24 protein-coding genes are annotated in these 23,501 nt (G+C 57.2%); 13 read left to right on the forward strand and 11 right to left on the reverse strand.

What is annotated here, in order from left to right; genetic code table 11:
* Positions 1–84: 84 nt before the first annotated feature.
* Entirely contained in the window at positions 85–261 is a 177-nt protein-coding gene (locus ACOYXH_RS19385) for a PA3496 family putative envelope integrity protein (protein ID WP_093430574.1), read from the forward strand.
* An 89-nt stretch (positions 262–350) separates the two neighbouring features.
* Here the strand turns inward: ACOYXH_RS19385 and ACOYXH_RS19390 are convergent, their stop codons facing one another.
* Positions 351–977: a response regulator transcription factor gene (locus tag ACOYXH_RS19390; protein WP_064119001.1), complete on the reverse strand. Its 627-nt coding sequence runs from the start codon at positions 975–977 to the stop codon at positions 351–353.
* 510 nt (positions 978–1,487) lie between these two features.
* Here ACOYXH_RS19390 and ACOYXH_RS19395 point away from each other — a divergent pair.
* A complete protein-coding gene (locus ACOYXH_RS19395; protein ID WP_095048288.1) occupies positions 1,488–2,204 on the forward strand; it encodes a hypothetical protein in 717 nt (238 codons plus the stop codon).
* Between the two features lie 133 nt (positions 2,205–2,337).
* On the opposite strand, the gene ACOYXH_RS19400 is transcribed toward ACOYXH_RS19395, so the two are convergent.
* Complete coding sequence (locus tag ACOYXH_RS19400) at positions 2,338–3,555, reverse strand: argininosuccinate synthase (RefSeq protein WP_460409888.1); 1,218 nt, start codon at positions 3,553–3,555, stop codon at positions 2,338–2,340.
* A gap of 129 nt (positions 3,556–3,684) precedes the next feature.
* Entirely contained in the window at positions 3,685–4,599 is a 915-nt protein-coding gene (locus ACOYXH_RS19405) for a flagellar protein MotY (RefSeq protein ID WP_460409889.1), read from the reverse strand.
* Positions 4,600–4,759: 160 nt separating this feature from the next.
* Between ACOYXH_RS19405 and pyrC the strand changes: the two genes are divergently transcribed.
* Positions 4,760–5,806: a dihydroorotase gene (gene pyrC, locus ACOYXH_RS19410; protein ID WP_095048290.1), complete on the forward strand. Its 1,047-nt coding sequence runs from the start codon at positions 4,760–4,762 to the stop codon at positions 5,804–5,806.
* Positions 5,803–6,480, forward strand: coding sequence for a ribonuclease T (gene rnt / locus ACOYXH_RS19415; RefSeq protein WP_007916667.1), 678 nt, complete (start codon positions 5,803–5,805; stop codon positions 6,478–6,480). Before pyrC ends, rnt begins: the two co-directional genes overlap by 4 nt.
* A 62-nt stretch (positions 6,481–6,542) precedes the next feature.
* Here the strand turns inward: rnt and ACOYXH_RS19420 are convergent, their stop codons facing one another.
* The 3 genes from ACOYXH_RS19420 to ACOYXH_RS19430 all read right to left on the reverse strand — a co-directional run bounded on the left by ACOYXH_RS19420 (position 6,543) and on the right by ACOYXH_RS19430 (position 8,247).
* Entirely contained in the window at positions 6,543–6,956 is a 414-nt protein-coding gene (locus tag ACOYXH_RS19420) for a hypothetical protein (RefSeq protein WP_093430578.1), read from the reverse strand.
* A gap of 1 nt (position 6,957) precedes the next feature.
* Positions 6,958–7,428, reverse strand: a complete 471-nt coding sequence (locus ACOYXH_RS19425; RefSeq protein ID WP_095048291.1) for a Panacea domain-containing protein — start codon at positions 7,426–7,428, stop codon at positions 6,958–6,960.
* Between the two features lie 216 nt (positions 7,429–7,644).
* On the reverse strand, positions 7,645–8,247 hold the full coding sequence (locus ACOYXH_RS19430) for a peroxiredoxin (RefSeq protein WP_003227723.1): 603 nt from the start codon (positions 8,245–8,247) through the stop codon (positions 7,645–7,647).
* A gap of 314 nt (positions 8,248–8,561) precedes the next feature.
* On the opposite strand from ACOYXH_RS19430, the gene ACOYXH_RS19435 reads away from it, so the two are divergent.
* The gene (locus ACOYXH_RS19435) at positions 8,562–8,780 is read left to right on the forward strand and encodes a bacterioferritin-associated ferredoxin (protein WP_093430580.1); all 219 of its coding nucleotides are present in this window, start codon (positions 8,562–8,564) and stop codon (positions 8,778–8,780) included.
* Between the two features lie 201 nt (positions 8,781–8,981).
* A complete protein-coding gene (gene bfr / locus ACOYXH_RS19440) occupies positions 8,982–9,455 on the forward strand; it encodes a bacterioferritin (RefSeq protein ID WP_007916671.1) in 474 nt (157 codons plus the stop codon).
* Between the two features lie 187 nt (positions 9,456–9,642).
* On the opposite strand, the gene grxD is transcribed toward bfr, so the two are convergent.
* From grxD to ACOYXH_RS19455, 3 genes are all read right to left on the reverse strand, one after another.
* Positions 9,643–9,984 carry a Grx4 family monothiol glutaredoxin gene (gene grxD / locus ACOYXH_RS19445; protein ID WP_016773402.1) on the reverse strand — a complete coding sequence of 114 codons (342 nt, stop codon included), beginning with the start codon at positions 9,982–9,984 and terminating at the stop codon, positions 9,643–9,645.
* 97 nt (positions 9,985–10,081) lie between these two features.
* A complete protein-coding gene (locus ACOYXH_RS19450) occupies positions 10,082–12,187 on the reverse strand; it encodes a molybdopterin oxidoreductase family protein (RefSeq protein ID WP_095048292.1) in 2,106 nt (701 codons plus the stop codon).
* A 134-nt stretch (positions 12,188–12,321) separates the two neighbouring features.
* Entirely contained in the window at positions 12,322–12,612 is a 291-nt protein-coding gene (locus ACOYXH_RS19455; protein ID WP_016986650.1) for a hypothetical protein, read from the reverse strand.
* Positions 12,613–13,015: 403 nt separating this feature from the next.
* Between ACOYXH_RS19455 and argF the strand changes: the two genes are divergently transcribed.
* Both argF and ACOYXH_RS19465 read left to right on the forward strand, forming a co-directional pair.
* Positions 13,016–13,936, forward strand: coding sequence for an ornithine carbamoyltransferase (gene argF / locus ACOYXH_RS19460; protein WP_093430582.1), 921 nt, complete (start codon positions 13,016–13,018; stop codon positions 13,934–13,936).
* Complete coding sequence (locus ACOYXH_RS19465) at positions 13,933–15,042, forward strand: ABC transporter ATP-binding protein (protein WP_007916688.1); 1,110 nt, start codon at positions 13,933–13,935, stop codon at positions 15,040–15,042. The genes argF and ACOYXH_RS19465 overlap by 4 nt, the downstream gene beginning before the upstream one ends.
* A 78-nt stretch (positions 15,043–15,120) precedes the next feature.
* Here the strand turns inward: ACOYXH_RS19465 and ACOYXH_RS19470 are convergent, their stop codons facing one another.
* Positions 15,121–15,903 carry a PhzF family phenazine biosynthesis protein gene (locus tag ACOYXH_RS19470; protein WP_460409890.1) on the reverse strand — a complete coding sequence of 261 codons (783 nt, stop codon included), beginning with the start codon at positions 15,901–15,903 and terminating at the stop codon, positions 15,121–15,123.
* A gap of 95 nt (positions 15,904–15,998) precedes the next feature.
* Entirely contained in the window at positions 15,999–16,469 is a 471-nt protein-coding gene (gene ybaK / locus ACOYXH_RS19475) for a Cys-tRNA(Pro) deacylase (protein ID WP_090285884.1), read from the reverse strand.
* 362 nt (positions 16,470–16,831) lie between these two features.
* Between ybaK and ACOYXH_RS19480 the strand changes: the two genes are divergently transcribed.
* The 5 genes from ACOYXH_RS19480 to ACOYXH_RS19500 all read left to right on the forward strand — a co-directional run bounded on the left by ACOYXH_RS19480 (position 16,832) and on the right by ACOYXH_RS19500 (position 23,390).
* Positions 16,832–17,683 carry an MIP/aquaporin family protein gene (locus tag ACOYXH_RS19480; protein ID WP_016986645.1) on the forward strand — a complete coding sequence of 284 codons (852 nt, stop codon included), beginning with the start codon at positions 16,832–16,834 and terminating at the stop codon, positions 17,681–17,683.
* Positions 17,684–17,760: 77 nt separating this feature from the next.
* Positions 17,761–19,263 carry a glycerol kinase GlpK gene (gene glpK, locus ACOYXH_RS19485; RefSeq protein WP_449123296.1) on the forward strand — a complete coding sequence of 501 codons (1,503 nt, stop codon included), beginning with the start codon at positions 17,761–17,763 and terminating at the stop codon, positions 19,261–19,263.
* Between the two features lie 95 nt (positions 19,264–19,358).
* Complete coding sequence (locus ACOYXH_RS19490) at positions 19,359–20,114, forward strand: DeoR/GlpR family transcriptional regulator (RefSeq protein ID WP_007916700.1); 756 nt, start codon at positions 19,359–19,361, stop codon at positions 20,112–20,114.
* 273 nt (positions 20,115–20,387) lie between these two features.
* Positions 20,388–21,926 (forward strand): glycerol-3-phosphate dehydrogenase, encoded by a 1,539-nt coding sequence (gene glpD, locus ACOYXH_RS19495; RefSeq protein ID WP_095048294.1) that lies wholly within the window; start codon positions 20,388–20,390, stop codon positions 21,924–21,926.
* A 537-nt stretch (positions 21,927–22,463) separates the two neighbouring features.
* Positions 22,464–23,390: a glutamate/aspartate ABC transporter substrate-binding protein gene (locus ACOYXH_RS19500; protein WP_095048295.1), complete on the forward strand. Its 927-nt coding sequence runs from the start codon at positions 22,464–22,466 to the stop codon at positions 23,388–23,390.
* The last annotated feature ends 111 nt before the right edge of the window (positions 23,391–23,501 follow it).

The following is a 23,501-nucleotide window of genomic DNA, read 5'->3' on the forward strand; positions in this document are numbered from 1 at the left end:
AGTCGATTGAAAAAATCTTTTTTACCCGCCGCAGGAATATCGATATAAGGAGCGCCAAAGGCATTCTTAGCCGGGAGTTAGCTGATGAGTAGCGACAAAGAGCCACTTGATGTAGATGATGATATCGCTGCGGAAACTGAGGACACCGAACCTGTGGTCGAAGTCGCCAAGACCAATCTCAGCAAGCGCCGTACGATCGATAACCTGCTTGAGGAGCGCCGACTGCAAAAGCAATTGGCCGATTACGATTTTGATGACTGATATTTGAAAGCCTCCCGAAATGGAGGCTTTTCACTTTCTGCGGCTAGCTGAGTTCGACCGGCCCATCACCCTGTCAGCCATCGATACATTCAGACCAGACCATTACGCTGCGCCAACTCGATCAGATCAACCAGGGATCGCGCATTGAGCTTCAACAACAAGCGCGTCTTGTAGGTGCTTACGGTTTTGTTGCTCAAAAACATGCCATCGGCAATTTCCTTGTTTGTCTTGCCTCGCGCCAACTGCTGCAACACCATCATTTCCCGACCGGACAGACGATCCACCATGTCGGCTTCACTGGCATTGCCCAGACTGGTGCGGACTGTATGCAAAGCCTGATTGGGAAAATAACTATAGCCCGACAATACCGCCTTGATCGCACTGAGCAACTCGGTCAGGTCCTGTTGTTTACAGACATAGCCGGCCGCTCCCGACTGCATGCAGCGCATTGAAAAGTGCCCGGGAGCCTGGGAGGTCAACACCAGAACTTTAATAGGCATGGCCGTCGTAGTCAGGCGCGCGATAACTTCCAGACCATCAAGCTTGGGTATTCCAATATCCAGAATGACAATATCCGGCATTTGTTCTCGAGCAAGTTGTAACGCATCCACACCGTTATCAGTTTCTGCGATGACTTCGTAGCCATGACGTTCCATCAGCATACGTACCGCAAGACGAATGACAGGGTGATCATCCACGATCAGCACTTTATTCATGGGCAAGTCCAGTTTCGCTGTTCGAATTTTCAGAACACGCACAATAGCCCAGTCACTTGCTCTATGGCATGGCAGTGTTAACACGCACCAGCATCGAGAGACATACCCTACAGTCATTGCGGACTATTCCTACAAAAAGCCGCTACCCCCAGTAAACATCCGACGTTATTTCCTCCTCCGCTCACGGAAATATTTCGCTTTTAACTTGTTACAGACTACGACTAGCGACACAGAAATCATGCCTTATCGCTGAGTTTCACTATGCCCGAACGGCCATGACACGTGCAAATCTGCGCTCGGCCGAGAACTTTGATTATTAACCCGAAACACAATGCAACAGCCGACACACCAACCTCACAACTTCAAACCCGATATAAACACTTGAAACAAGATATTTATACCTAACACAATACTTTTGCTATAAATACAAGTATTTGAAACCCGTCTGCCAAGCTACTCAACCACACAAACTTATCACCAACGAGACAGATCAAACACAAGAGTACAAGCATGCTGAAAATAAAAAACAAAATCACTAACCCAATGACGGTAATTGCCATATTTGCAGCTATTTCGGAAACATCAGCCGCCATTTCGCTGCCTTTTCTAGACAACAAGGACAGAGAGATCTACGTATGGTTTCTGATCAGCTTTCCGTTCTACTTGCTGTTTCTATTTTTTATAACTTTAAACTTTAATTACCGTTCCCTCTACTCACCCTCGGACTTCGGCAAGGACAAAAACTTTCTTAAAGTAATCGATAACAACGATCGCGAGAACAAACGAAACACACCGCCCCTGGAGCCAGCCACGCAAGGGACATTTGGACTATCAAGTTGTATCGTGCCCAGCGAGTCAGGCCCAACCGAATGCAAGGACGCGTGCAAAGTCCACAACGCACCTGACCCGCCCTCGGCCATCAATTCAAAATCGAACCTGATTGTTCAGCACAACATTCAGTTGCCCGCGTGGGTCAGTGACCTGCACCTCATCGACGTTCGGGGTGTCGATGCATCGAGAGAGTTAGCCACGATTCTGGAAAACATCCGGAACCTGGACCGGAAAACTCCCCGGGTAGTGGTGTTTCTTTCCAATCATGTATCGGATGTTTTACTGACGCAGCATTCATTGCTGAAGATCAGGCACGTCAGGAAAGGCTCAGGCAAAACGATTTGTATTGTTTATAACCTTTGCGCACAGGCGGTAACGCTGCTGGGACGGGCATGAAAGATGAGTCGTAGCCACAGATGCCAAGACCAGGAACAGGCTTCAATCAGACGCAAACAAAGAATCATGCAAAAAGGGCGGCCTTGTCTCGATGACAAGGCCGCCCTTTTCATTACGCTTCAGACCAGAACGCTTAGACCAGCTTGCGGCCCTTGTTGGCAGCAATGCGCATGCGCAGCGCGTTGAGCTTGATGAAGCCCGCGGCATCAGCCTGGTTGTAAGCACCGCCGTCTTCTTCGAAGGTCGCGATGTTGGAATCGAACAGCGAATCGTCGGACTTGCGGCCGGTAACGATCACGTTGCCTTTGTACAACTTCAGGCGCACAACGCCGTTCACGTTGACCTGCGAAGCGTCGATCATCTGCTGCAGCATCAGACGCTCTGGGCTCCACCAGTAACCGGTGTAGATCAGGCTGGCGTATTTCGGCATCAGCTCGTCTTTGAGGTGAGCGACTTCGCGGTCCAGGGTGATCGATTCGATGGCGCGGTGAGCGCGCAGCATGATGGTGCCGCCCGGGGTTTCGTAGCAGCCACGGGACTTCATGCCGACGTAACGGTTTTCGACAATGTCGAGACGGCCGATACCGTGAGCGCCACCGATCTTGTTCAGCGTCGCCAGCACGGTGGCCGGAGTCATCTCGACGCCGTCCAGTGCAACGATGTCGCCGTTGCGGTAGGTCAGTTCCAGGTATTGCGCTTTGTCAGGAGCGTTCTCCGGGGAGACGGTCCATTTCCACATGTCTTCTTCGTGCTCGGTCCAGGTGTCTTCCAGCACGCCGCCTTCATAGGAGATGTGCAGCAGGTTGGCGTCCATCGAGTACGGGGACTTCTTCTTGCCGTGACGCTCGATCGGGATCGCGTGCTTCTCGGCGTAGTCCATCAGCTTCTCGCGGGACAGCAGGTCCCACTCACGCCAAGGCGCGATCACTTTCACGCCTGGCTTGAGCGCGTAGGCACCCAGTTCGAAACGCACCTGGTCGTTACCCTTGCCGGTGGCGCCATGGGAAATGGCGTCAGCGCCGGTTTCGTTGGCGATTTCGATCAGACGTTTGGCGATCAGCGGACGCGCGATGGAAGTACCCAGCAGGTACTCGCCTTCGTAAACGGTGTTGGCGCGGAACATCGGGAACACGAAATCACGCACGAACTCTTCGCGCAGGTCGTCGATGTAGATTTCTTTGACGCCCATGGCCTGAGCCTTGGCGCGGGCCGGCTCGACCTCTTCGCCTTGACCGAGATCAGCGGTGAAGGTCACCACTTCACAGTTATAAGTATCCTGCAGCCACTTGAGGATCACCGAAGTGTCCAGGCCGCCGGAATACGCCAGAACGACCTTGTTTACGTCCGCCATGCCATCACTCCACGGGGTTCTACGGAAAGCCGAGGAGTCTACCGCTCCAACGCGATAATTTACAGAGGCGCGACAGCTTAAGACGACAAAGCGACAGAATCTGTCGAGAGCGCGACGATGACCGGCGGGTCAGGAAGTCGCCGCAGTATTGGCTGGCGTGCTCGCTTGCGGTGCCGGAGCCGGAGCCGCGACCGGCGCCACGCGCGCCAGTTTGACATTGACCCGACGGTTCTTCGCGCGATTGGCCGCGTTGGTGTTCGGCACAATGGGATATTGCTCGCCATGGAAACGCACGGTGATCTGCGATTCCTGAATGCCGTTAGCCTTGAAGAAGTCGACCACCGCCAGCGCGCGGCGGCGCGACAGTTCACGGTTGGTCAGGCGATTACCGCTGTTGTCGGAATGGCCGTCGAGTTCGATGTGATTGACCGTCGGATCGGCCTTCATGAACTCAAGCATTACTTGCAGTTTGGCTTTGGCGGCAGCGTCGAGGTCAACGCCTTCACCGGGGAAACCGATCTGCGACTGCTTGATCTGGTCAAAATTCTGCGGCAGCAATTTCGCCACACATGTCTGGTAATCGTTGAAGGCCTTGCTGAACTTGACCGGCAACAGGCGTACTTCCGAGACACGGCCATCGCCAGACGCGCGACGCACGACCGGGCTGCGCCCGTCCAGCAGGCCGCTGATCAGCCCCCCGGCCTGGGACTGCGAACTGCTGAACAGCACGTTGCCGCTGCCGAGCCGCACAGAGCCCAGATTAATGTCACCACGGCCCGGCTGCCAAGGCGCAGCCGCTGCCAGCAACGTTGCAGAACCGCCGCCGAGCATGGCGTTGTAGGCGTTCAGACGGAATATCGCCTGCTCGCCGGCCTTGCGCACGAACTCACCTGAGCCGAAATCAGTGATCGGCTGGGTCAGACGACACTCGAACTTGTCGCCGGCGACCGTCCACTCAATGTTCTCCAGACGGGTCTGGTACGTGAGCGCCATCGCGGGAAGGCTGGCAAACACACTGAGCAAGGCTAAATAACGCTGGCGCACGGGAGGCTCCATTGGCTTCTGAAACACAAAGACCGATTCACACTATGTTTACGGCATACCTACGGGATATCGGAAGGTTCCGGCAAAACTTGATAGCGAGTGCCTGCAAGAGTCTTTTCCGGTAGCATTCGCCTCAGTTTGACCCGCCTGGAATCCCCTCATGTCCGACCGCCTGACCCTGCTGCGTCCCGACGACTGGCACATTCATCTTCGCGATGGTGCCGTGTTGACCAATACCGTTGCCGATGTTGCGCGCACTTTTGGCCGCGCCATCATCATGCCCAACCTGGTACCACCGGTGCGCAACGCCGCTGAAGCCGACAGCTATCGCCAGCGGATTCTCGCTGCCCGCCCGGCCGGCAGTCGCTTCGAACCGCTGATGGTGCTGTACCTCACCGACCGCACCCAGCCCGAAGAAATTCGTGAAGCCAAGGCCAGTGGTTTTGTGCACGCAGCCAAGCTGTACCCGGCCGGCGCGACCACCAACTCCGATTCCGGGGTAACCAGCATCGACAAGATCTTCCCGGCACTGGAAGCCATGGCCGAAGTCGGCATGCCGTTGCTGATCCACGGTGAAGTCACCCGTGGCGACGTCGATGTGTTCGACCGCGAAAAGATCTTCATCGACGAGCACATGCGCCGCGTGGTCGAGCGCTTCCCGACGCTGAAAGTGGTGTTCGAACACATCACCACCGGCGACGCCGTGCAGTTCGTCAACGAGGCCTCGGCCAACGTTGGCGCGACCATCACCGCGCATCACCTGCTGTACAACCGCAACCACATGCTGGTGGGCGGGATTCGGCCGCACTTCTATTGCCTGCCGATCCTCAAGCGCAATACGCACCAGGAAGCCCTGCTCGACGCCGCCACCAGTGGCAGCGCGAAGTTCTTCCTCGGCACCGACTCGGCGCCGCACGCACAGCACGCAAAGGAAGCCGCTTGCGGCTGTGCCGGTTGCTACACCGCGTACGCCGCGATCGAGATGTACGCCGAAGCCTTCGAACAGCGTAATGCGCTGGACAAACTCGAAGCCTTCGCCAGCCTCAACGGCCCGCGTTTCTACGGCCTGCCGGCGAACACCGATCGCATCACCCTGGTTCGTGAAGAATGGACCGCCCCGACCAGCCTGCCGTTTGGCGAGCTGACCGTTATCCCGCTGCGCGCCGGTGAAAAACTGCGCTGGCGCCTGCTGGAGGAACACGCGTGAGTGAAGACCATTTCGACGACGAACTGGACGGTCAAAGTGGTGGTGGCGGTTCCCGTCACCCGATGGCAGCACGCTTTCGCGGCTACCTGCCGGTTGTCGTTGACGTAGAAACCGGTGGCTTCAACTCGGCCACCGACGCTCTGCTGGAGATTGCCGCGACCACCATCGCCATGGATGAAAAGGGTTTTGTATACCCGGATCACACCTACTTCTTCCGTGTTGAGCCTTTCGAAGGCGCCAACATCGAAGCAGCAGCGCTGGAGTTCACCGGGATCAAGCTCGATCACCCGCTGCGCATGGCGGTCAGCGAAGAAACCGCGCTGACCGACATCTTCCGTGGCATTCGCAAGGCGCTGAAGGCCAATGGCTGCAAGCGCGCGATTCTGGTCGGGCACAACAGCAGCTTCGACCTTGGCTTCCTGAACGCAGCCGTTGCGCGTCTGGACATGAAACGCAACCCGTTCCACCCATTCTCCAGTTTCGACACCGCGACGCTGGCTGGTCTGGCATACGGTCAAACCGTACTGGCGAAAGCCTGCCAGGCCGCTGACATCGATTTCGACGGCCGCGAGGCGCACTCGGCGCGTTACGACACCGAGAAAACCGCTGAGCTGTTCTGCGGCATCGTCAACCGCTGGAAACAGATGGGCGGCTGGGAAGACTTCGACGACTGATTGAGGGTCGTCGGGTAAATCCCGCGCATAAAAAAACCGGCCACGTGGGCCGGTTTTTTTGTTTAATGCTTATAGAGCTTAAATTCTCGATCAATCCACACGACATAAAAAATCCGATGGCTCTTGTATCCCACCATCGCTACACGTTCAAAAGCCCGAAACACCAGCAATCTGACATCACCTGTCAAAAAAGCAGGAATTCCCACTTTCAGACTGTTTCTCTCAATTGTTTCACAGCCATATCGATGCCTATGCTCTCTGCGCAATTCTCTCCACGGCATTCTTCCCAGAATCCTCAGACGCTCTAGCATTTTCGACCGTTCGACGGCCTCGCAATCTTGAATGCACCAGCCATTCTGCAAATACTCAAATGAGAAAACCGGAGGTCGCGCTTCCGATGAATCTATTTCGATGGTGGACGTCCGTGCCGTTACTGTAATTGCCGCATCGCGTTCCCTGCGTTTGAACTTGGCCATTTCAGTTCACCAAATGCTCCCGGAAATACTCCTCCATCTCACAGGCGGGAATTTCTCGGCTGAACTCCCCTTCCTTGAAGTTTCTACGCCAAGGGGCTTCTTCATGCGTCAACTGACGTAGTTTCCACGCCGAAAACTGGCCATAAACGTCGAATACTTCGTTGAGCAGACTTTGTTGTTTGGCACTGAAAAGATCTGGATTGAAATCACTTGGAGGAGGAATGGCACTCGATCCAAATTGGCTGAATCTTCGATACAGATCCGGAACCACCGGCCCGTGCATCCACGCCTCCAGCTTTTCAGGGAAGAGAGCCTCACCATGGACGGCCAGACTGAACCCTTGAGCGTAATAAACCATTTTTTGAATCTTGAGATTGGATATCTCGCCCTCATGCCCTTCCAGGCAGAGGAAATAATCCGCAACGTCCAAGCTACTCGGCATTTGAATCCCCTTCTGCATCATGCAATCCATTGCACCGTCCTTACTGAAGTGAGGCGCGATTCAGGACAAGGCAGTCGCCTTCGTACCCCGTTATCGCTCGAGCACAACCCTATCCAGCCACTGTTCACTCATCCAGTATTTTTTCCGAACATTTGAAACAAATGATGCCGAGAGGCTGTTTCAATTAATTCTCCGCATAAAAAAACCGGCCACGTGGGCCGGTTTTTTGTACCTCGACGTTGCGCCTTACAGGGCTGCAGCGTTCTCGGTCAGGTAAGCCGCAACGCCTTCTGGCGAAGCGTTCATGCCTTTGTCGCCTTTTTTCCAGTTGGCAGGGCAGACTTCGCCGTGCTCTTCGTGGAATTGCAGAGCGTCGACCAGACGGATCAGCTCTTCCATGTTACGGCCCAGCGGCAGGTCGTTGATGATCTGCGAACGGACAACGCCTTTGTCGTCGATCAGGAACGCGCCACGGAAAGCCACGCCGCCTTCGGATTCAACGTCGTAAGCCTTGGCGATGTCGTGCTTCATGTCGGCAGCCATGGTGTATTTCACCTGGCCGATGCCGCCATTGTTTACTGGGGTGTTGCGCCATGCGTTGTGAGTGAAGTGCGAGTCGATCGACACAGCGATCACTTCAACGTTGCGTGCCTTGAAGTCGGCCATGCGGTTGTCCAGAGCGATCAGCTCGGACGGGCAGACGAAGGTGAAGTCCAGTGGGTAGAAGAACACCAGGCCGTATTTGCCTTTGATGGCCGAGGACAGGGTGAAGCTGTCAACGATCTCGCCATTGCCGAGTACGGCCGGGACGGTGAAGTCAGGGGCTTGTTTGCCTACGAGTACGCTCATTGATATCTCCTGGTGTAAAAACTTGAAGTTCAGGGTCCGCGCCAGCCTGCCACCCTCAAGCGACAGCCCTGTGACACGAACCCCCTTCGCAAGGGCCGACCATCATACACTGCGAATTTGGCCTGTCCTTAACGGTTTTTCGAAGCAGGCGTAGAACGGCGCTGCATTTACGGGGCCAGGCAAATCGCCAGCAAATACCGTTCGTCAGTCACGGCTGTGAATCAGCAGAAGCCTTCCGAAAGCACTTTGACAATCATTCTCGTTAACATTAAGATCCATCGCAATTGAGTCACAACCAGCGACGGTTCTCACTTATGTATGTTTGTCTCTGCACTGGCGTCACCGACGGACAGATCCGCGATGCGATCTATGAAGGTTGCTGCAGCTATAAAGAAGTCCGCCAGGCCACCGGCGTCGCCAGCCAATGCGGCAAATGTGCGTGCCTTGCCAAGGAAGTCGTTCGCGAAACCCTGACCAAGCTGCAAACCGCTCAGGCTGCGATCCCCTACCCTGTAGAATTTACTGCCGCCTAATTGCCCTCCATTTCAAAGAACCGGACTTATGTCCGGTTTTTTTATGCCTGTAAATCAACTGCTTAGCGCCCAGACGCGGAACACAAACATTCTTATTCCGATTAATTTTCATATATTATTCAATAACTTAGGTTTGACACTTATAAGTACGAAGCTCAAACTCTGCCGTATATACAGCTAATACAGGGCAGGACTCCGATCATGAAAGGCGACATTACAGTCATCCAGCATCTCAACAAGATCCTTGCCAATGAGCTGGTCGCGATCAATCAGTACTTCCTGCATGCACGCATGTATGAAGATTGGGGCCTGAACAAGCTCGGCAAGCACGAGTACAAAGAATCCATCGACGAGATGAAACACGCGGACAAGCTGATCAAGCGCATCCTGTTCCTCGAAGGCCTGCCGAACGTGCAGGACCTGGGCAAGCTGCACATCGGCGAGCACACCAAGGAAATGCTGGAGTGCGACCTGCGTATCGAGAAGACCGGTCACGCTGACCTGAAGACCGCAATCGCCCATTGCGAAACCGTTGGCGATTTCGGCAGCCGTGAACTGCTCGAAGACATTCTCGAATCCGAAGAAGAACATATCGACTGGCTGGAAACCCAACTGGGCCTGATCGACAAAGTCGGTCTTGAGAACTATCTGCAATCGCAGATGGGCGAAGAGTAGGAGCTGCCGAAGGCTGCGATCTTTTCAGGTTGCACCGGCAACTTGCAGTAACTTTTCGAACGCACTAAAAAGCCCCGCACTCTTTCGAGTGGCGGGGCTTTTTATTGGCTGAAGATCAAAAGATCGCAGCCTCGTTTCACTCGACAGCTCCTACACAAGCAGCAGCTGTCGCATGAAACCTGGCCGATCAGGCTTCGGACTTGTTCGCCGCTGCCGCTTCAACAGCCGCCTTGATGGTGCTTTGCAGCGAACCGTCTGCAGCCATCTCGGTCATGATGTCACTACCGCCGACCAGTTCACCGCCGACCCACAGTTGCGGGAAAGTCGGCCAGTTGGCGTACTTCGGCAGGTTGGCGCGGATTTCCGGGTTCTGCAGGATGTCCACGTACGCAAACTTTTCGCCACAAGCCATCACAGCCTGCGCAGCTTTCGCAGAGAAGCCACACTGTGGGGCATTCGGCGAGCCTTTCATGTAAAGCAGAATGGTGTTGTTGGCAATCTGCTCTTTAATCGTTTCGATGATATCCATGGAGCACCTCGGCTGAACTTTCCGACTCATGGGTCGGCACGGTGACGCATTGTAACGGAATCCCGAGCGCCATGCTCGGTCTCCCCGACGGTCACATTCAGGCCGCCGCCACCGTCACCGGCACACCATTAAGTGCGGCGTTACCCGACAGCTCATCAAGCTGACACTCATCGGTCAGATCGTTTGCGCTAGACCCAGGCTGACTGCTGGCAATCGCCATTTGCACGCCCGGCCGCGCATGCCCCCAACCATGCGGCAGGCTTACCACACCTTTCATCATGTCCAGACTGCCGAGCACCTCGACCTCGATCTGCCCCACCCGCGAGCTGACGCGAACCAACTGACCATCGTTAAGCCCACGGCTAGCGAGGTCATCCGGGTGCATCAGCAGTTGATGGCGCGGCTTGCCCTTCACCAGACGGTGATAGTTGTGCATCCACGAGTTATTGCTGCGCACATGACGACGGCCAATCATCAACAGCTCATCGGCGGCCGGCGCCTGCAATGCGGCAAAGCGTGCGAGGTCAGCAAGGATCTCTGGCGGAGCAGCCTGCACGCGCTGATTCGGCGTTTTCAGGCGCGCAGCCAGGTTCGGCTTCAACGCGCCCAGATCAATCCCGTGGGGATGATCGAACAACGTTGCCAACGAAAGCTTTTGCTCGGACGCGTCACCGTACAGGCCCATGCGCAGGCCCATGTCGATCATCTTCGCCGGTGGCATGGTCGGTTTCAGTTCCTTGCCAGTCTTCTCGGCCAAGGCCTTGGCCAGGCCCACGAAAATCTCCCAGTCATGCAAAGCGCCCTCGGGTTTGGCGAGGATCGCGCGGTTGAAGCGGGTGACGTTGCGCACCGCGAACAGGTTGAACGTCGTGTCGTAGTGATCGTTTTCCAGCGCCGAGGTCGACGGCAGAATCAGGTCGGCATAGCGCGTGGTTTCATTGATGTACAGGTCGACGCTGACCATGAACTCCAGGCCATCCAGCGCCTGCTCCAGTTGCCGCCCGTTCGGCGTCGACAACACCGGGTTGCCAGCGACGGTGATCAGCGCACGAATCTGGCCCTCGCCTTCGGTGAGCATCTCTTCGGCCAGGGCCGAGACCGGTAGCTCGCCGCCGTACTCGGGACGCCCGGAAACGCGACTCTGCCATTTGTTGAAATGCCCGCCCGAAGTCGACGCCACCAGATCCACTGCGGGTTCAGTGCACAGTGCACCGCCGACGCGATCAAGATTACCGGTGACCAGGTTGATCAATTGCACCACCCAGTGACACAAGGTGCCGAAGGCCTGCGTCGAAACGCCCATGCGTCCGTAGCACACGGCACTCGGCGCGGCGGCGAAATCCCGGGCCAGTTGGCGGATCTGCTCGGCAGGAACAGCACACAACGGGCTCATGGCTTCAGCGGTAAACGCAGCGACAGCGGCGCGCACGTCATCCAGCCCATCGACCGGCAAATGACTTTCGCTGGTCAAGCCTTCGCTAAACAGGGTGTTTAACACGCCAAACAACAACGCCGCATCGCCCCCCGGACGCACGAACAAATGCTGATCAGCCATGGCCGCCGTCTCGCTGCGCCGTGGATCGACAACCACCACTTTGCCGCCGCGCGCCTGAATCGCTTTCAAACGCTTCTCGACATCCGGCACGGTCATGATGCTGCCGTTGGACGCCAGCGGATTACCGCCGAGAATCAGCATGAAGTCGGTGTGATCGATATCTGGAATCGGCAACAGCAAACCATGGCCGTACATCAGATAACTGCTCAGGTGATGCGGCAACTGATCGACCGAGGTCGCCGAGTAGCGATTGCGCGTCTTCAGCAGCCCCAGGAAATAATTGCTGTGGGTCATCAGCCCGTAGTTATGCACGCTCGGGTTGCCTTGATAGACCGCCACGGCGTTCTGGCCATGACGCTCCTGGATGGCCGCCAGCTTCTCGGCCACCAGCGCAAAAGCCTCGTCCCACTCTATCGGCAGCCATTCACTGCCCACACGGCGCATTGGCTGGCGCAGGCGATCAGGATCGTTCTGGATGTCTTGCAGGGCCACAGCCTTGGGGCAAATGTGTCCACGACTAAACGTGTCGAGCGCGTCACCCTTGATTGAAGTGATCGCGACGTTGCCCTCGGTTTCGGTGGTTTCGATGGTCAGCCCGCAAATGGCTTCACACAGATGGCAGGCACGGTGATGGAGAGTCTTGGTCATGGCCAGTCTCTGTCTTGTTCTGGGCAGGCAATCACGCCCGCGGGAACAAAACTATGGCCCCGGCGCCGATCCTGCGCCAGCGACGTTCGTCTTGTGAATCGGCGGTTATCAGGCGAGCCGATAAACCGCCATGATCAGTTCGACGGCAGCTGAGGCGGTGCGGCCAACTGAATCTCCTGAATGGTTTCAATCTGCTCGTGGGCGACATGTACGCCGGTGAGCTCGCCGATCAATCGCCAGTGTTCGTCGAGCCCGGCACTGATGGTCGCCATGCGATCGATCATGTGGCGGCCGGCGCTCTTCACCACTTCGTCTTCGCTGCGCAGCAGTTCGAATGACATTGAAGTGACTGAGGCGGTGAGATGGGTCAGTGAGCGAGCCGTGTGGCCCAGCAGTTCCATTAACAGTTTTTCTTTCGATTCCATGCGGAGGCTTCCTGCGTCGCTCGAAACTTATTTATAACCCAGCACTTTGCTTTAGCAAATGTTTCAGCCTGAGCATCCGACCAAGTGATGGCATGGCGCCACGGTGGTAAACCGACCCAAGCGACGCGATCCCCGCCACGCCGCATTGCCAACCCCTGTAACGCCAGTGTACAAAGAGGCTCGCTGCTGTCCTGAACCCGGCTTCAAATGCGCGACTGCAACATTCAGTGCGCCCTCCGAATCCCGCAAAAACCGTAGCCTATTGGAAAAACGCGACATTTAGTGTCAATATCGCGCCTTCCCCTATTTCGTCGCCCCGTGCGGCTTACGCCGCAGGTCTCGCCCGTTGTTCCGTTAAACAAGGCTTTGAGCATCTGCGGTTTGTAGCAAAAGGTAGTCAATGATGAGCGCAAGGCACTTTCTCTCCCTGATGGATTGCACGCCCGAAGAGCTGGTCAGCGTGATCCGTCGAGGCGTTGAGCTCAAGGACCTGCGTAACCGCGGCGTACTGTTCGAGCCTCTGAAAAACCGCGTGCTGGGGATGATCTTCGAGAAATCCTCGACCCGTACCCGGATCTCGTTCGAGGCCGGCATGATCCAGCTCGGCGGCCAGGCAATCTTCCTGTCGCCGCGCGATACCCAACTGGGCCGTGGCGAGCCGATCGGCGACTGCGCCATCGTCATGTCGAGCATGCTCGATGCGGTGATGATCCGTACCTTTGCCCACAGCACCCTGACCGAATTCGCCGCCAACTCGCGCGTGCCAGTGATCAACGGCCTGTCCGATGACCTGCACCCGTGCCAGTTGCTGGCCGACATGCAGACGTTCCTTGAACACCGTGGCTCGATCCAGGGCAAAACGGTCGCCTGGATCGGCGACGGCAACAACATGTGCAACAGCTATATAGAAGCGGCGATCCAGTTCGACTTCCAGTTGCGCGTTGCCTGCCCGGAAGGCTACGAGCCAAATCCTGAATTCGTCGCCAGAGCTGGCGATCGCGTGACCATCGTCCGCGACCCGCAAGACGCCGTGCGCGGCGCGCATCTGGTGAGCACCGACGTCTGGACTTCGATGGGTCAGGAAGAGGAAACTGCCAAGCGCCTCAAGCTGTTCGCGCCGTTTCAGGTCAACCGCGCCCTGCTCGACCTCGCTGCCGAGGACGTGCTGTTCATGCATTGCCTGCCGGCGCACCGTGGCGAAGAAATCAGCCTCGACCTGCTTGATGACCCGCGCTCCGTCGCTTGGGATCAGGCAGAAAACCGTCTCCACGCACAGAAGGCCCTGCTCGAGTTCCTCGTTGAACCGGCATATCACCACGCATGAGCCATGAATTACTGCTGAACCTGCGCAACCTCGCTTGCGGCTATCAAGATCAACGTGTGGTGCAGAACCTCAATCTGCACCTCAACGCCGGTGATATCGGCTGCCTGCTAGGCTCGTCTGGCTGCGGCAAGACCACCACCCTGCGTGCCATTGCCGGATTCGAGCCAGTGCACGAAGGGGAAATCACCCTCGGTGGCGAAACCATTTCCAGCGCCGGCTTCACCCTCGCCCCGGAAAAACGCCGGATCGGCATGGTGTTCCAGGACTACGCACTGTTCCCGCACCTGAGCGTTGCCGACAACATCGCCTTCGGTATTCGCAAGCATCCGAACAAAGAGCGCGTCACCGAAGAGCTGCTCGAACTGGTCAACCTGAAGAATCTCGGCAAACGCTTCCCGCACGAGTTGTCCGGTGGCCAGCAGCAACGTGTTGCCCTCGCCCGCGCCCTGGCGCCGGAACCGCAATTGCTGTTGCTCGACGAGCCATTCTCCAACCTCGATGGCGAACTACGCCGCAAGCTCAGCCACGAAGTGCGCGACATCCTCAAGGCCCGAGGTACCAGCGCGATTCTGGTGACCCACGATCAGGAGGAAGCCTTTGCCGTCAGCGATCACGTTGGCGTGTTCAAGGAAGGTCGACTGGAGCAGTGGGACACGCCGTACAACCTTTATCACGAACCGGCGACACCGTATGTGGCCAGCTTCATCGGTCAGGGTTACTTCATTCGCGGCCAGCTCGACAGCCCGGAATCGGTGCAGACTGAACTGGGTGAGTTACGCGGAAATCGCGCTTATACCTGGCCGATTGGCGGTGCAGTGGACGTGTTGCTGCGCCCGGATGACATTGTGTATGCGCCGGACAGCGCCTTGAAAGCACGGATTGTGGGTAAGACGTTCCTTGGCGCTTCGACGCTGTATCGCCTGCAATTGCCGACGGGTGCGCAGCTGGAATCGATTTTCCCGAGCCATGCGGATCATCAGGTGGGCGCGGAGGTGGGGATTCGTGTTGCCGCTGAGCATCTGGTGCTGTTCCAGGCATCGGGCAGCACCGCCGCACAAATCCCGGCAGTGGAAAACGGCGTGCGCCGCTACAGCACCGCGCTTTAACGATCAAAAGATCGCAGCCTTCGGCAGCTCCTACAGGGATCAATGTAGGAGTTGCCGAAGGCTGCGATCTTTTAGCTTTTAACCGAGGATCAGGGTGCCGCTCGCAACCAGCGTCGCATTGCCGCCAATCTTCACTCGCTCACCCTCCAGCCGACAAAACAACTCCCCACCCCGCGCCGATCGCTGATACGCGGTCAGGCTCGACTTGCCCAGACGCTTGGACCAATACGGAATCAGGCTGCAATGCGTCGAACCGGTCACCGGGTCCTCATTGATGCCGATCGCCGGTGCAAAATAGCGCGAGACGAAATCGTGTTGATTACCCCGCGCCGTGACGATAGCGCCCAGCCACGGCAATTTGGCCAGCGCGACCATGTCCGGTTTGCAATCGAGCACCGCCTGCTCCGACTCCAGCACCACAAACAGTTCGTTGGAGCCGAGCACATCCACCGCTTCGCCCCCCAGCGCCCGCTCAACGTCGACAGTCACACCAATCTCAGACGGCATGATCGACGGGAAATCCAGCCACAACCGATCACCTTCCCGCGTGACGCTCAGCGGACCGGATTTACAGGTAAAGTCGATACGCTCGGCGCTTTCCTGGTAGATCTCGAACAGCACATAAGCACTGGCCAACGTGGCGTGCCCGCACAACGGCACTTCAGTGGTCGGGGTAAACCAGCGGATATGCCAGGCCTGACCTTCGCGCACCAGAAACGCAGTTTCCGCCAGATTGTGTTCGGCGGCGATCTTCTGCATCAACTCATCCGCGAGCCACGTCTCCAGCCGATAAACCATCGCCGGATTACCACTGAACGGCCGATCACTGAACGCGTCGACCTGATGAAACTCGAGCTGCATAACTTTCTCCCTGGGTCAGTCGGCGGAGGATGCAGCCACGCCGTGATCAGCGCCAGTGACAGAACCAGTCAATTTTTTACATACAGCATTAATGACTAAGGACGGCCGATGTCGGCAAATTTGGCCTGGGTGTGTTCGGCGAGCACCGCGGGCGCCAGTTCCACTTCCAGACCACGCCGACCGGCGCTGACATAAATAGTCGCAAAACCCTGAGCCGAGTTGTCGATAAAGGTACGCAGGCGCTTCTTCTGCCCCAACGGGCTGATGCCGCCCAACAGATAACCGGTGGAGCGCTGAGCGGCTGCCGGGTCAGCCATCTCGACTTTTTTTACGCCAGCGGCATGGGCCAGACCTTTGAGGTCGAGGCTTCCGACGACCGGCACCACCGCCACCAGCAACTCGCCTTTTTCACTGGCCGCGAGCAGGGTTTTAAACACCTGTGCCGGTTCAAGTGCCAGCTTCTCTGCGGCCTCAAGGCCATAGGACGCGGCCTTCGGGTCATGTTCGTAACTGTGCACGCGATGTTCGGCACGAACTTTTTTCAACAAGTCCAACGCAGGGGTCATGGCAGCTCCAGGTTCGGCAATGGCAAAAAAAACCTCCGCCGGATTCTAGGTGATCAGCCTCCAAAAGGCTCTATCCCAAGCCACGATTCCCGCGGCTCGCAGACATTCAGCGCACGTTGTCGCACCTAGGCCACAAAGGATCATTCACCCAGCGAATAGTTTTATTGTGACCAATGGTTCACTTTCGACCTTTGACAGGTTTGTTTCTTGTCTATATTTTTTCGAATCTGAATAATGTAAGAATTGTCGTCACAGCGACACCCAGCAGTAAACCGGGAACGGAATGGGGATTCCTACTCGGGGAAAATCGCGCCTTGCCCTGTTGGCAAACGCGCCAGACAACAACAAAAACGAGGTTTTCAATGACAACTGCTTTACAGCAACCAACGCTCTCAAGCCAATGCATGGCCGAGTTTCTGGGTACTGCTCTTCTGATCTTTTTCGGCACCGGCTGTGTCGCCGCGCTCAAAGTCGCGGGTGCCAGCTTCGGCCTGTGGGAAATCAGCATCATCTGGGGCGTCGGCGTGAGCATGGCGATCTACCTCACCGCCGGAGTTTCCGGCGCGCACCTGAACCCGGCCGTGAGCATCGCCCTGGCGATCTTCGCCGACTTTGAAAAGCGCAAACTGCCGTTCTATATTCTTGCCCAGATCGCCGGCGCCTTCTGCGGCGCGCTGCTGGTTTACACGCTGTACAGCAATCTTTTCTTCGATTACGAACAAACTCACCAAATGGTCCGCGGCTCGGCCGCCAGCCTTGAATTGGCCTCGGTGTTTTCGACCTTCCCGAACCCGGTGCTGTCCACCGCCCAGGCATTCCTGGTCGAGATGATCATCACCGCGATCCTGATGGGCGTGATCATGTCCCTGACCGATGACAACAACGGCCTGCCGAAAGGCCCGCTGGCACCGCTGCTGATCGGCTTGCTGATCGCGGTGATCGGCAGTTCGATGGGGCCGTTGACCGGTTTCGCCATGAACCCGGCGCGTGACTTCGGTCCGAAACTGATGACTTTCTTCGCCGGCTGGGGTGAAATTTCCTTCACTGGCGGCCGTGATATTCCGTATTTCCTGATTCCGATTTTTGCACCGATTGTCGGTGCCTGCCTCGGCGCTGCCGGGTATCGCGGGCTCATCGCCCGTCACCTGACCGGCGCCACACCTGCTACAAAGGATGCAGAACCGGCCATTGACGGCAAACCAAGAACTTCTTGAAACAGTCGGCACCGGCTCCTGCCCTATAGAGCCTGCGCCACGGCCCACTCTCCCTTATTTCGTCCAAGGCAATCGACATGACCGACATTGAGAATAAGAACTACATCATTGCCCTCGATCAGGGTACGACCAGCTCCCGCGCGATCATTTTCGACCGCGACGCGAACGTGGTCTGCACCGCGCAGCGCGAATTCGCCCAGCATTACCCGCAAGCCGGTTGGGTTGAACACGACCCGATGGAAATCTTCGCCACCCAGAGCGCGGTGATGGTTGAAGCGCTGGCCCAGGCTGGGCTGCATCACGATCAGGTGGCTGCCATCGGCATCACCAACCAGCGTGAAACCACCGTGGTCTGGGACAAGACCACCGGCCGCCCGGTGTACAACGCCATCGTCTGGCAGTGCCGCCGCAGCACCGAGATCTGCCAGCAGCTCAAGCGCGATGGCCACGAAGACTACATCCGCGACAACACCGGTCTGGTCACCGACCCGTACTTCTCCGGCACCAAACTGAAGTGGATCCTCGACAACGTCGAAGGCAGCCGCGAACGAGCGCGCAACGGCGAACTGCTGTTCGGCACCGTCGATAGCTGGCTGATCTGGAAATTCACCGGCGGCAAGGTGCACGTCACCGACTACACCAACGCCTCGCGCACCATGCTCTTCAATATCCATTCGCTGGAATGGGATTCGAAGATGCTGGAAATCCTCGACATCCCGCGCGAGATGCTTCCGGAAGTGAAGGCGTCTTCGGAAATCTACGGTCGTACCAAGAGCGGCATTGCCATCGGCGGTATCGCCGGTGACCAGCAAGCCGCATTGTTCGGCCAGATGTGCGTGGAGCCGGGTCAGGCGAAAAACACCTACGGCACCGGCTGCTTCCTGCTGATGAACACTGGCGACAAAGCGGTGAAATCCCAACACGGCATGCTCACCACCATCGCTTGCGGCCCGCGTGGCGAAGTCGCTTACGCACTGGAAGGCGCGGTGTTCAACGGCGGTTCGACCGTGCAGTGGCTGCGCGATGAACTGAAAATCATCAACGACGCCCACGACACCGAATACTTCGCCAATAAAGTGAAGGACAGCAACGGCGTGTACCTGGTGCCAGCCTTCACCGGTCTGGGCGCGCCGTACTGGGACCCGTATGCCCGTGGCGCGCTGTTCGGCCTGACTCGCGGCGTGCGCGTGGATCACATCATCCGCGCCGCACTGGAGTCGATCGCTTACCAGACTCGCGACGTGCTCGACGCCATGCAGCAAGACTCCGGCGAACGCCTCAAAGCCCTGCGCGTGGACGGCGGCGCGGTGGCGAACAACTTCCTCATGCAGTTCCAGGCCGACATCCTCGGCACGCAGGTCGAGCGTCCGCAAATGCGCGAAACCACGGCACTTGGCGCCGCGTATCTGGCCGGTCTGGCGTGCGGTTTCTGGGGCAGCCTGGACGAACTACGCGGTAAAGCGGTGATCGAGCGTGAGTTTGAACCGAGCCTGGACGAAACCGAGAAAGAGAAGCTGTACAAAGGCTGGAAAAAAGCCGTCAGCCGCACCCGTGACTGGGCGCGTGAAGACGCTGAATAAGCCAACCTTCAGATCTAGATAGGCATCTAACTGGTCGGGAGCGGATTCCTGCGGCATCATGGGCAAATTTTGCACGGCAGCCCAAAGGAAGCCCCATGAATCTGCCTCCCCGTCAGCAGCAAATCCTCGAGCTGGTCCGCGAACGCGGCTATGTGAGCATCGAGGAAATGGCCACGCTGTTCGTTGTTACCCCGCAAACCATCCGCCGCGACATCAATCAGCTCGCGGAAGCCAATCTGTTGCGTCGCTACCATGGCGGTGCAGCCTACGATTCCAGCGTCGAAAACACTGCCTATGCAATGCGCGCCGACCAGATGCGCGATGAAAAACAACGCATCGGTGAAGCCATCGCCGCCCAGATCCCCGATCACGCCTCGCTGTTCATCAATATCGGCACCACCACCGAATCGATTGCCCGCGCCCTGCTCAACCACAATCATCTGAAGATCATCACCAACAACCTGCATGTGGCGTCGATGCTCAGTGCCAAGGATGATTTCGATGTGCTGCTGACCGGCGGCAATGTGCGCCGTGATGGCGGCGTGGTCGGTCAGGCGAGCGTGGATTTCATTAATCAGTTCAAAGTTGATTTCGCCCTGGTCGGGATCAGCGGTATTGATGAAGACGGTAGCTTGCTGGATTTCGATTATCAGGAAGTGCGGGTGTCGCAGGCGATCATTGCCAATGCGCGGCAGGTGATTCTGGCGGCGGACTCCAGCAAATTCGGGCGTAATGCGATGATTCGCCTGGGGCCGATCAGCCTGATCGATTGCCTGGTAACGGATCAGCAACCGGTGCCAGCGCTGGCGCAGTTGTTGAGTCAGCACAAGATTCGCCTGGAAGTCGTCTAGTTACTTGTTCCCACGCTCCGCGTGGGAATGCAGCCCGGGACGCTCTGCGTCCCACCTCAAAGCCGACGCAGAGCGTCGATGGATGCATTCCTTTGCTGCGCATGGGAACGATCCGCCCGTAAATGTTCGAATATTTTCTTTTACCCGCCCTTCGATGAGTTTTTTCAATCGAACGTGACTGGCTGTGCGCGTGTTTATGGGCTACCATTTTCGCAAATGAACATTCATGTTCGATTTCCAATATAGAAAATCAAAAGAACCCGAGGCCAGCCGATGTCCACCTCTACCTTGCGTACGCCCCCTCTCTCCGAGATCTACGACATCGCTGTCATTGGCGGCGGGATCAATGGCGTGGGGATCGCAGCGGATGCCGCCGGTCGCGGGCTTTCGGTGTTCCTTTGCGAAAAAGACGATCTGGCCAGCCACACCTCGTCGGCCAGCAGCAAGCTGATCCACGGCGGCCTGCGCTACCTCGAACATTACGAATTTCGTCTGGTACGTGAAGCGCTGGCTGAGCGCGAAGTGTTGCTGGCCAAGGCGCCGCATATCGTCAAACCGATGCGCTTCGTGTTGCCGCACCGTCCACACCTGCGCCCGGCATGGATGATCCGCGCTGGCCTGTTCCTCTATGACAACCTCGGCAAGCGCGAAAAACTGCCAGGTTCGAAAAGCCTCAAGTTTGGTGCCGACAGCGCACTGAAAAGCGAAATCAAGAAAGGCTTCGAATACTCCGACTGCTGGGTCGACGACGCCCGCCTCGTGGTACTCAACGCCATGGCCGCCCGCGAAAAAGGTGCCCACGTGCACACTCAGACCCGGTGCGTCAGCGCCCGTCGCACCAAAGGCCTGTGGCACCTGCATCTGGAACGAGCCGACGGCAGCCTGTTTTCAATCACCGCCAAAGCGCTGGTGAACGCCGCCGGCCCGTGGGTTGCCAAGTTCATTCGTGACGACCTGAAGATGGAATCGCCTTACGGCATCCGTTTGATCCAGGGCAGCCACATCATCGTGCCGAAGTTGTATGAAGGCGATCACGCGCACATTCTGCAAAACGAAGATCAGCGCATCGTCTTCACCATTCCGTACCTGAACCACTTCACCCTGATCGGCACCACCGATCGTGAGTACACCGGTGATCCGGCGAAAGTGGCAATCACCGACGCCGAAACCGACTACCTGTTGAAAGTGGTCAACGCCCACTTCAAGCAGCAGATCAGCCGTGACGACATCCAGCACAGCTACTCGGGCGTACGCCCACTGTGCAACGACGAATCCGACAACCCGTCGGCCGTCACCCGTGATTACACCCTGGCCTTGTCGGGCAGCACTGAAGAGGCACCGCTGTTGTCGGTGTTCGGCGGCAAGCTGACCACCTACCGCAAGCTCGCCGAATCGGCGATGGCGCAGTTGATGCCGTTCTTCACCCAGATGCGCCCGAGCTGGACCGCCACCGCTACCCTGCCTGGCGGCGAGGACATGACCACCCCGCAAGCCTTGTGCGCGCAGATCCGCGACAAGTTCGACTTCGTACCGACCGAGATCGCCCGCCGCTGGGCCACCACCTACGGCAGCCGGACCTGGCGCATGCTTGAAGGTGTGGAAAGCCTCGCGGACATGGGCGAACACATCGGCGGCGGGCTCTACACCCGCGAAGTCGATTACCTGTGCAGCGAAGAGTGGGCAACCACGGCCCACGACATTCTGTGGCGCCGCAGCAAGCTGGGCCTGTTCACCACTCCGGCCGAGCAGGAGAAACTGGCGGCGTACCTGGGCAAGGTCGAGCAGAACCGTAGCAAGATTGAAGCGGCGTGATGTGAACATCGCTTTAAACGAAAGCCCCTGAATTGAGAGATTCAGGGGCTTTTTGTTTTGTGGGCTCTGCAAAATTTGATTGTGTCAGTTTGATCGTTCCCCCCTCACCCCAGCCCTCTCCCCCAGGGGGTAGAGGGGGAAGGGAGCCGATCTTCATGAGGTTCAAATTCTGAGTTCGACTCGGTATCTCAAATCGGTGCATCTCGCCCAGTCGCCGCGTTCAGTCCCCTCTCCCTCTGGGCGGTCCGACGTTTCGGGAGGGCTAGGGTGAGGGGCTTTTGATCGTTCGGTTTTCCGAACGCGACTTCCCGGTCGATTCGGTAAACCGGATCAGTTACGCCAAAACAAACCATCACAAAACTTTAATAACGTTATAAATCATAAAGTTAAGTACATCTCCCTGGTCTGGCACGAGTCATGCTCTACACTCTCTCGACGAATGCTTGTTGTGCCAACACTTCAGGAGCCGTCAGGCATTCGAAGCACAAAAGGGCCGACGAACTGGCTCCATAAAAAAAACAATTCGAGGAAAATTTGATGCGCATCGTTCCCCATATCCTGGGCGCAGCCATTGCGGCCGCTCTGATCAGCACGCCAGTTTTCGCCGCCGAACTCACCGGCACCCTGAAGAAAATCAACGATTCGGGCACCATCACGCTCGCTCACCGCGACAGCTCCATTCCGTTTTCCTACATCGCGGATGCTTCCGGCAAACCAGTGGGCTACTCCCACGACATTCAAGTGGCCATCGTTGAAGCCCTGAAAAAAGACCTGAACAAGCCAGACCTGCAGGTCAAATACAACCTGGTAACCTCGCAAACCCGTATCCCGCTGATCCAGAACGGTACCGCGGATATCGAGTGCGGCTCCACCACCAACAACGCCGAACGCGCCCAGCAAGTCGACTTCACCGTCAACATCTTCGAAATCGGCACCCGTCTGCTGGTCAAGAAAGACAAGGATGGCAAGCCGTCCTACGCTGACTTTGCCGACCTGAAAGGCAAAAACGTCGTGACCACCGCCGGCACCACGTCCGAGCGCATCATCAAAGCGATGAACGCCGACAAGCAGATGGGCATGAACATCATCTCCGCCAAAGACCACGGCGAATCCTTCAACATGCTGGAAAGCGGCCGCGCCGTAGCCTTCATGATGGACGACGCCCTGCTGGCCGGCGAAGAAGCCAAGGCCAAGAAGCCGACTGACTGGATCATCACCGGTACGCCGCAGTCCTTCGAAGCCTACGCGTGCATGGTTCGTAAAGACGACCCGGCCTTCAAGAAAGCCGTCGATGCCGCCATTGTCGGCCTGTACAAGTCCGGCGAGATCAACAAGATCTACAGCAAGTGGTTCGAGAGCCCGATCCCGCCAAAAGGCCTGAACCTGAACTTCCCGATGAGCGACAAGGTAAAAGATCTGATCGCCAACCCGAGCGACAAGCCGGCGCCTGACGTAAAAATCTGATTCCTGACTAACCTTGTCTCCTGAGGGGGCGACCCTCCCTCAGGCGTTTGTTACTACCTGCTGGCTTCACTGTGGAACACTCGACCTGGCGGTTTCCGAGCCGATCGCGTG

It is taken from the genome of Pseudomonas sp. Mb7, assembly GCF_054790525.1.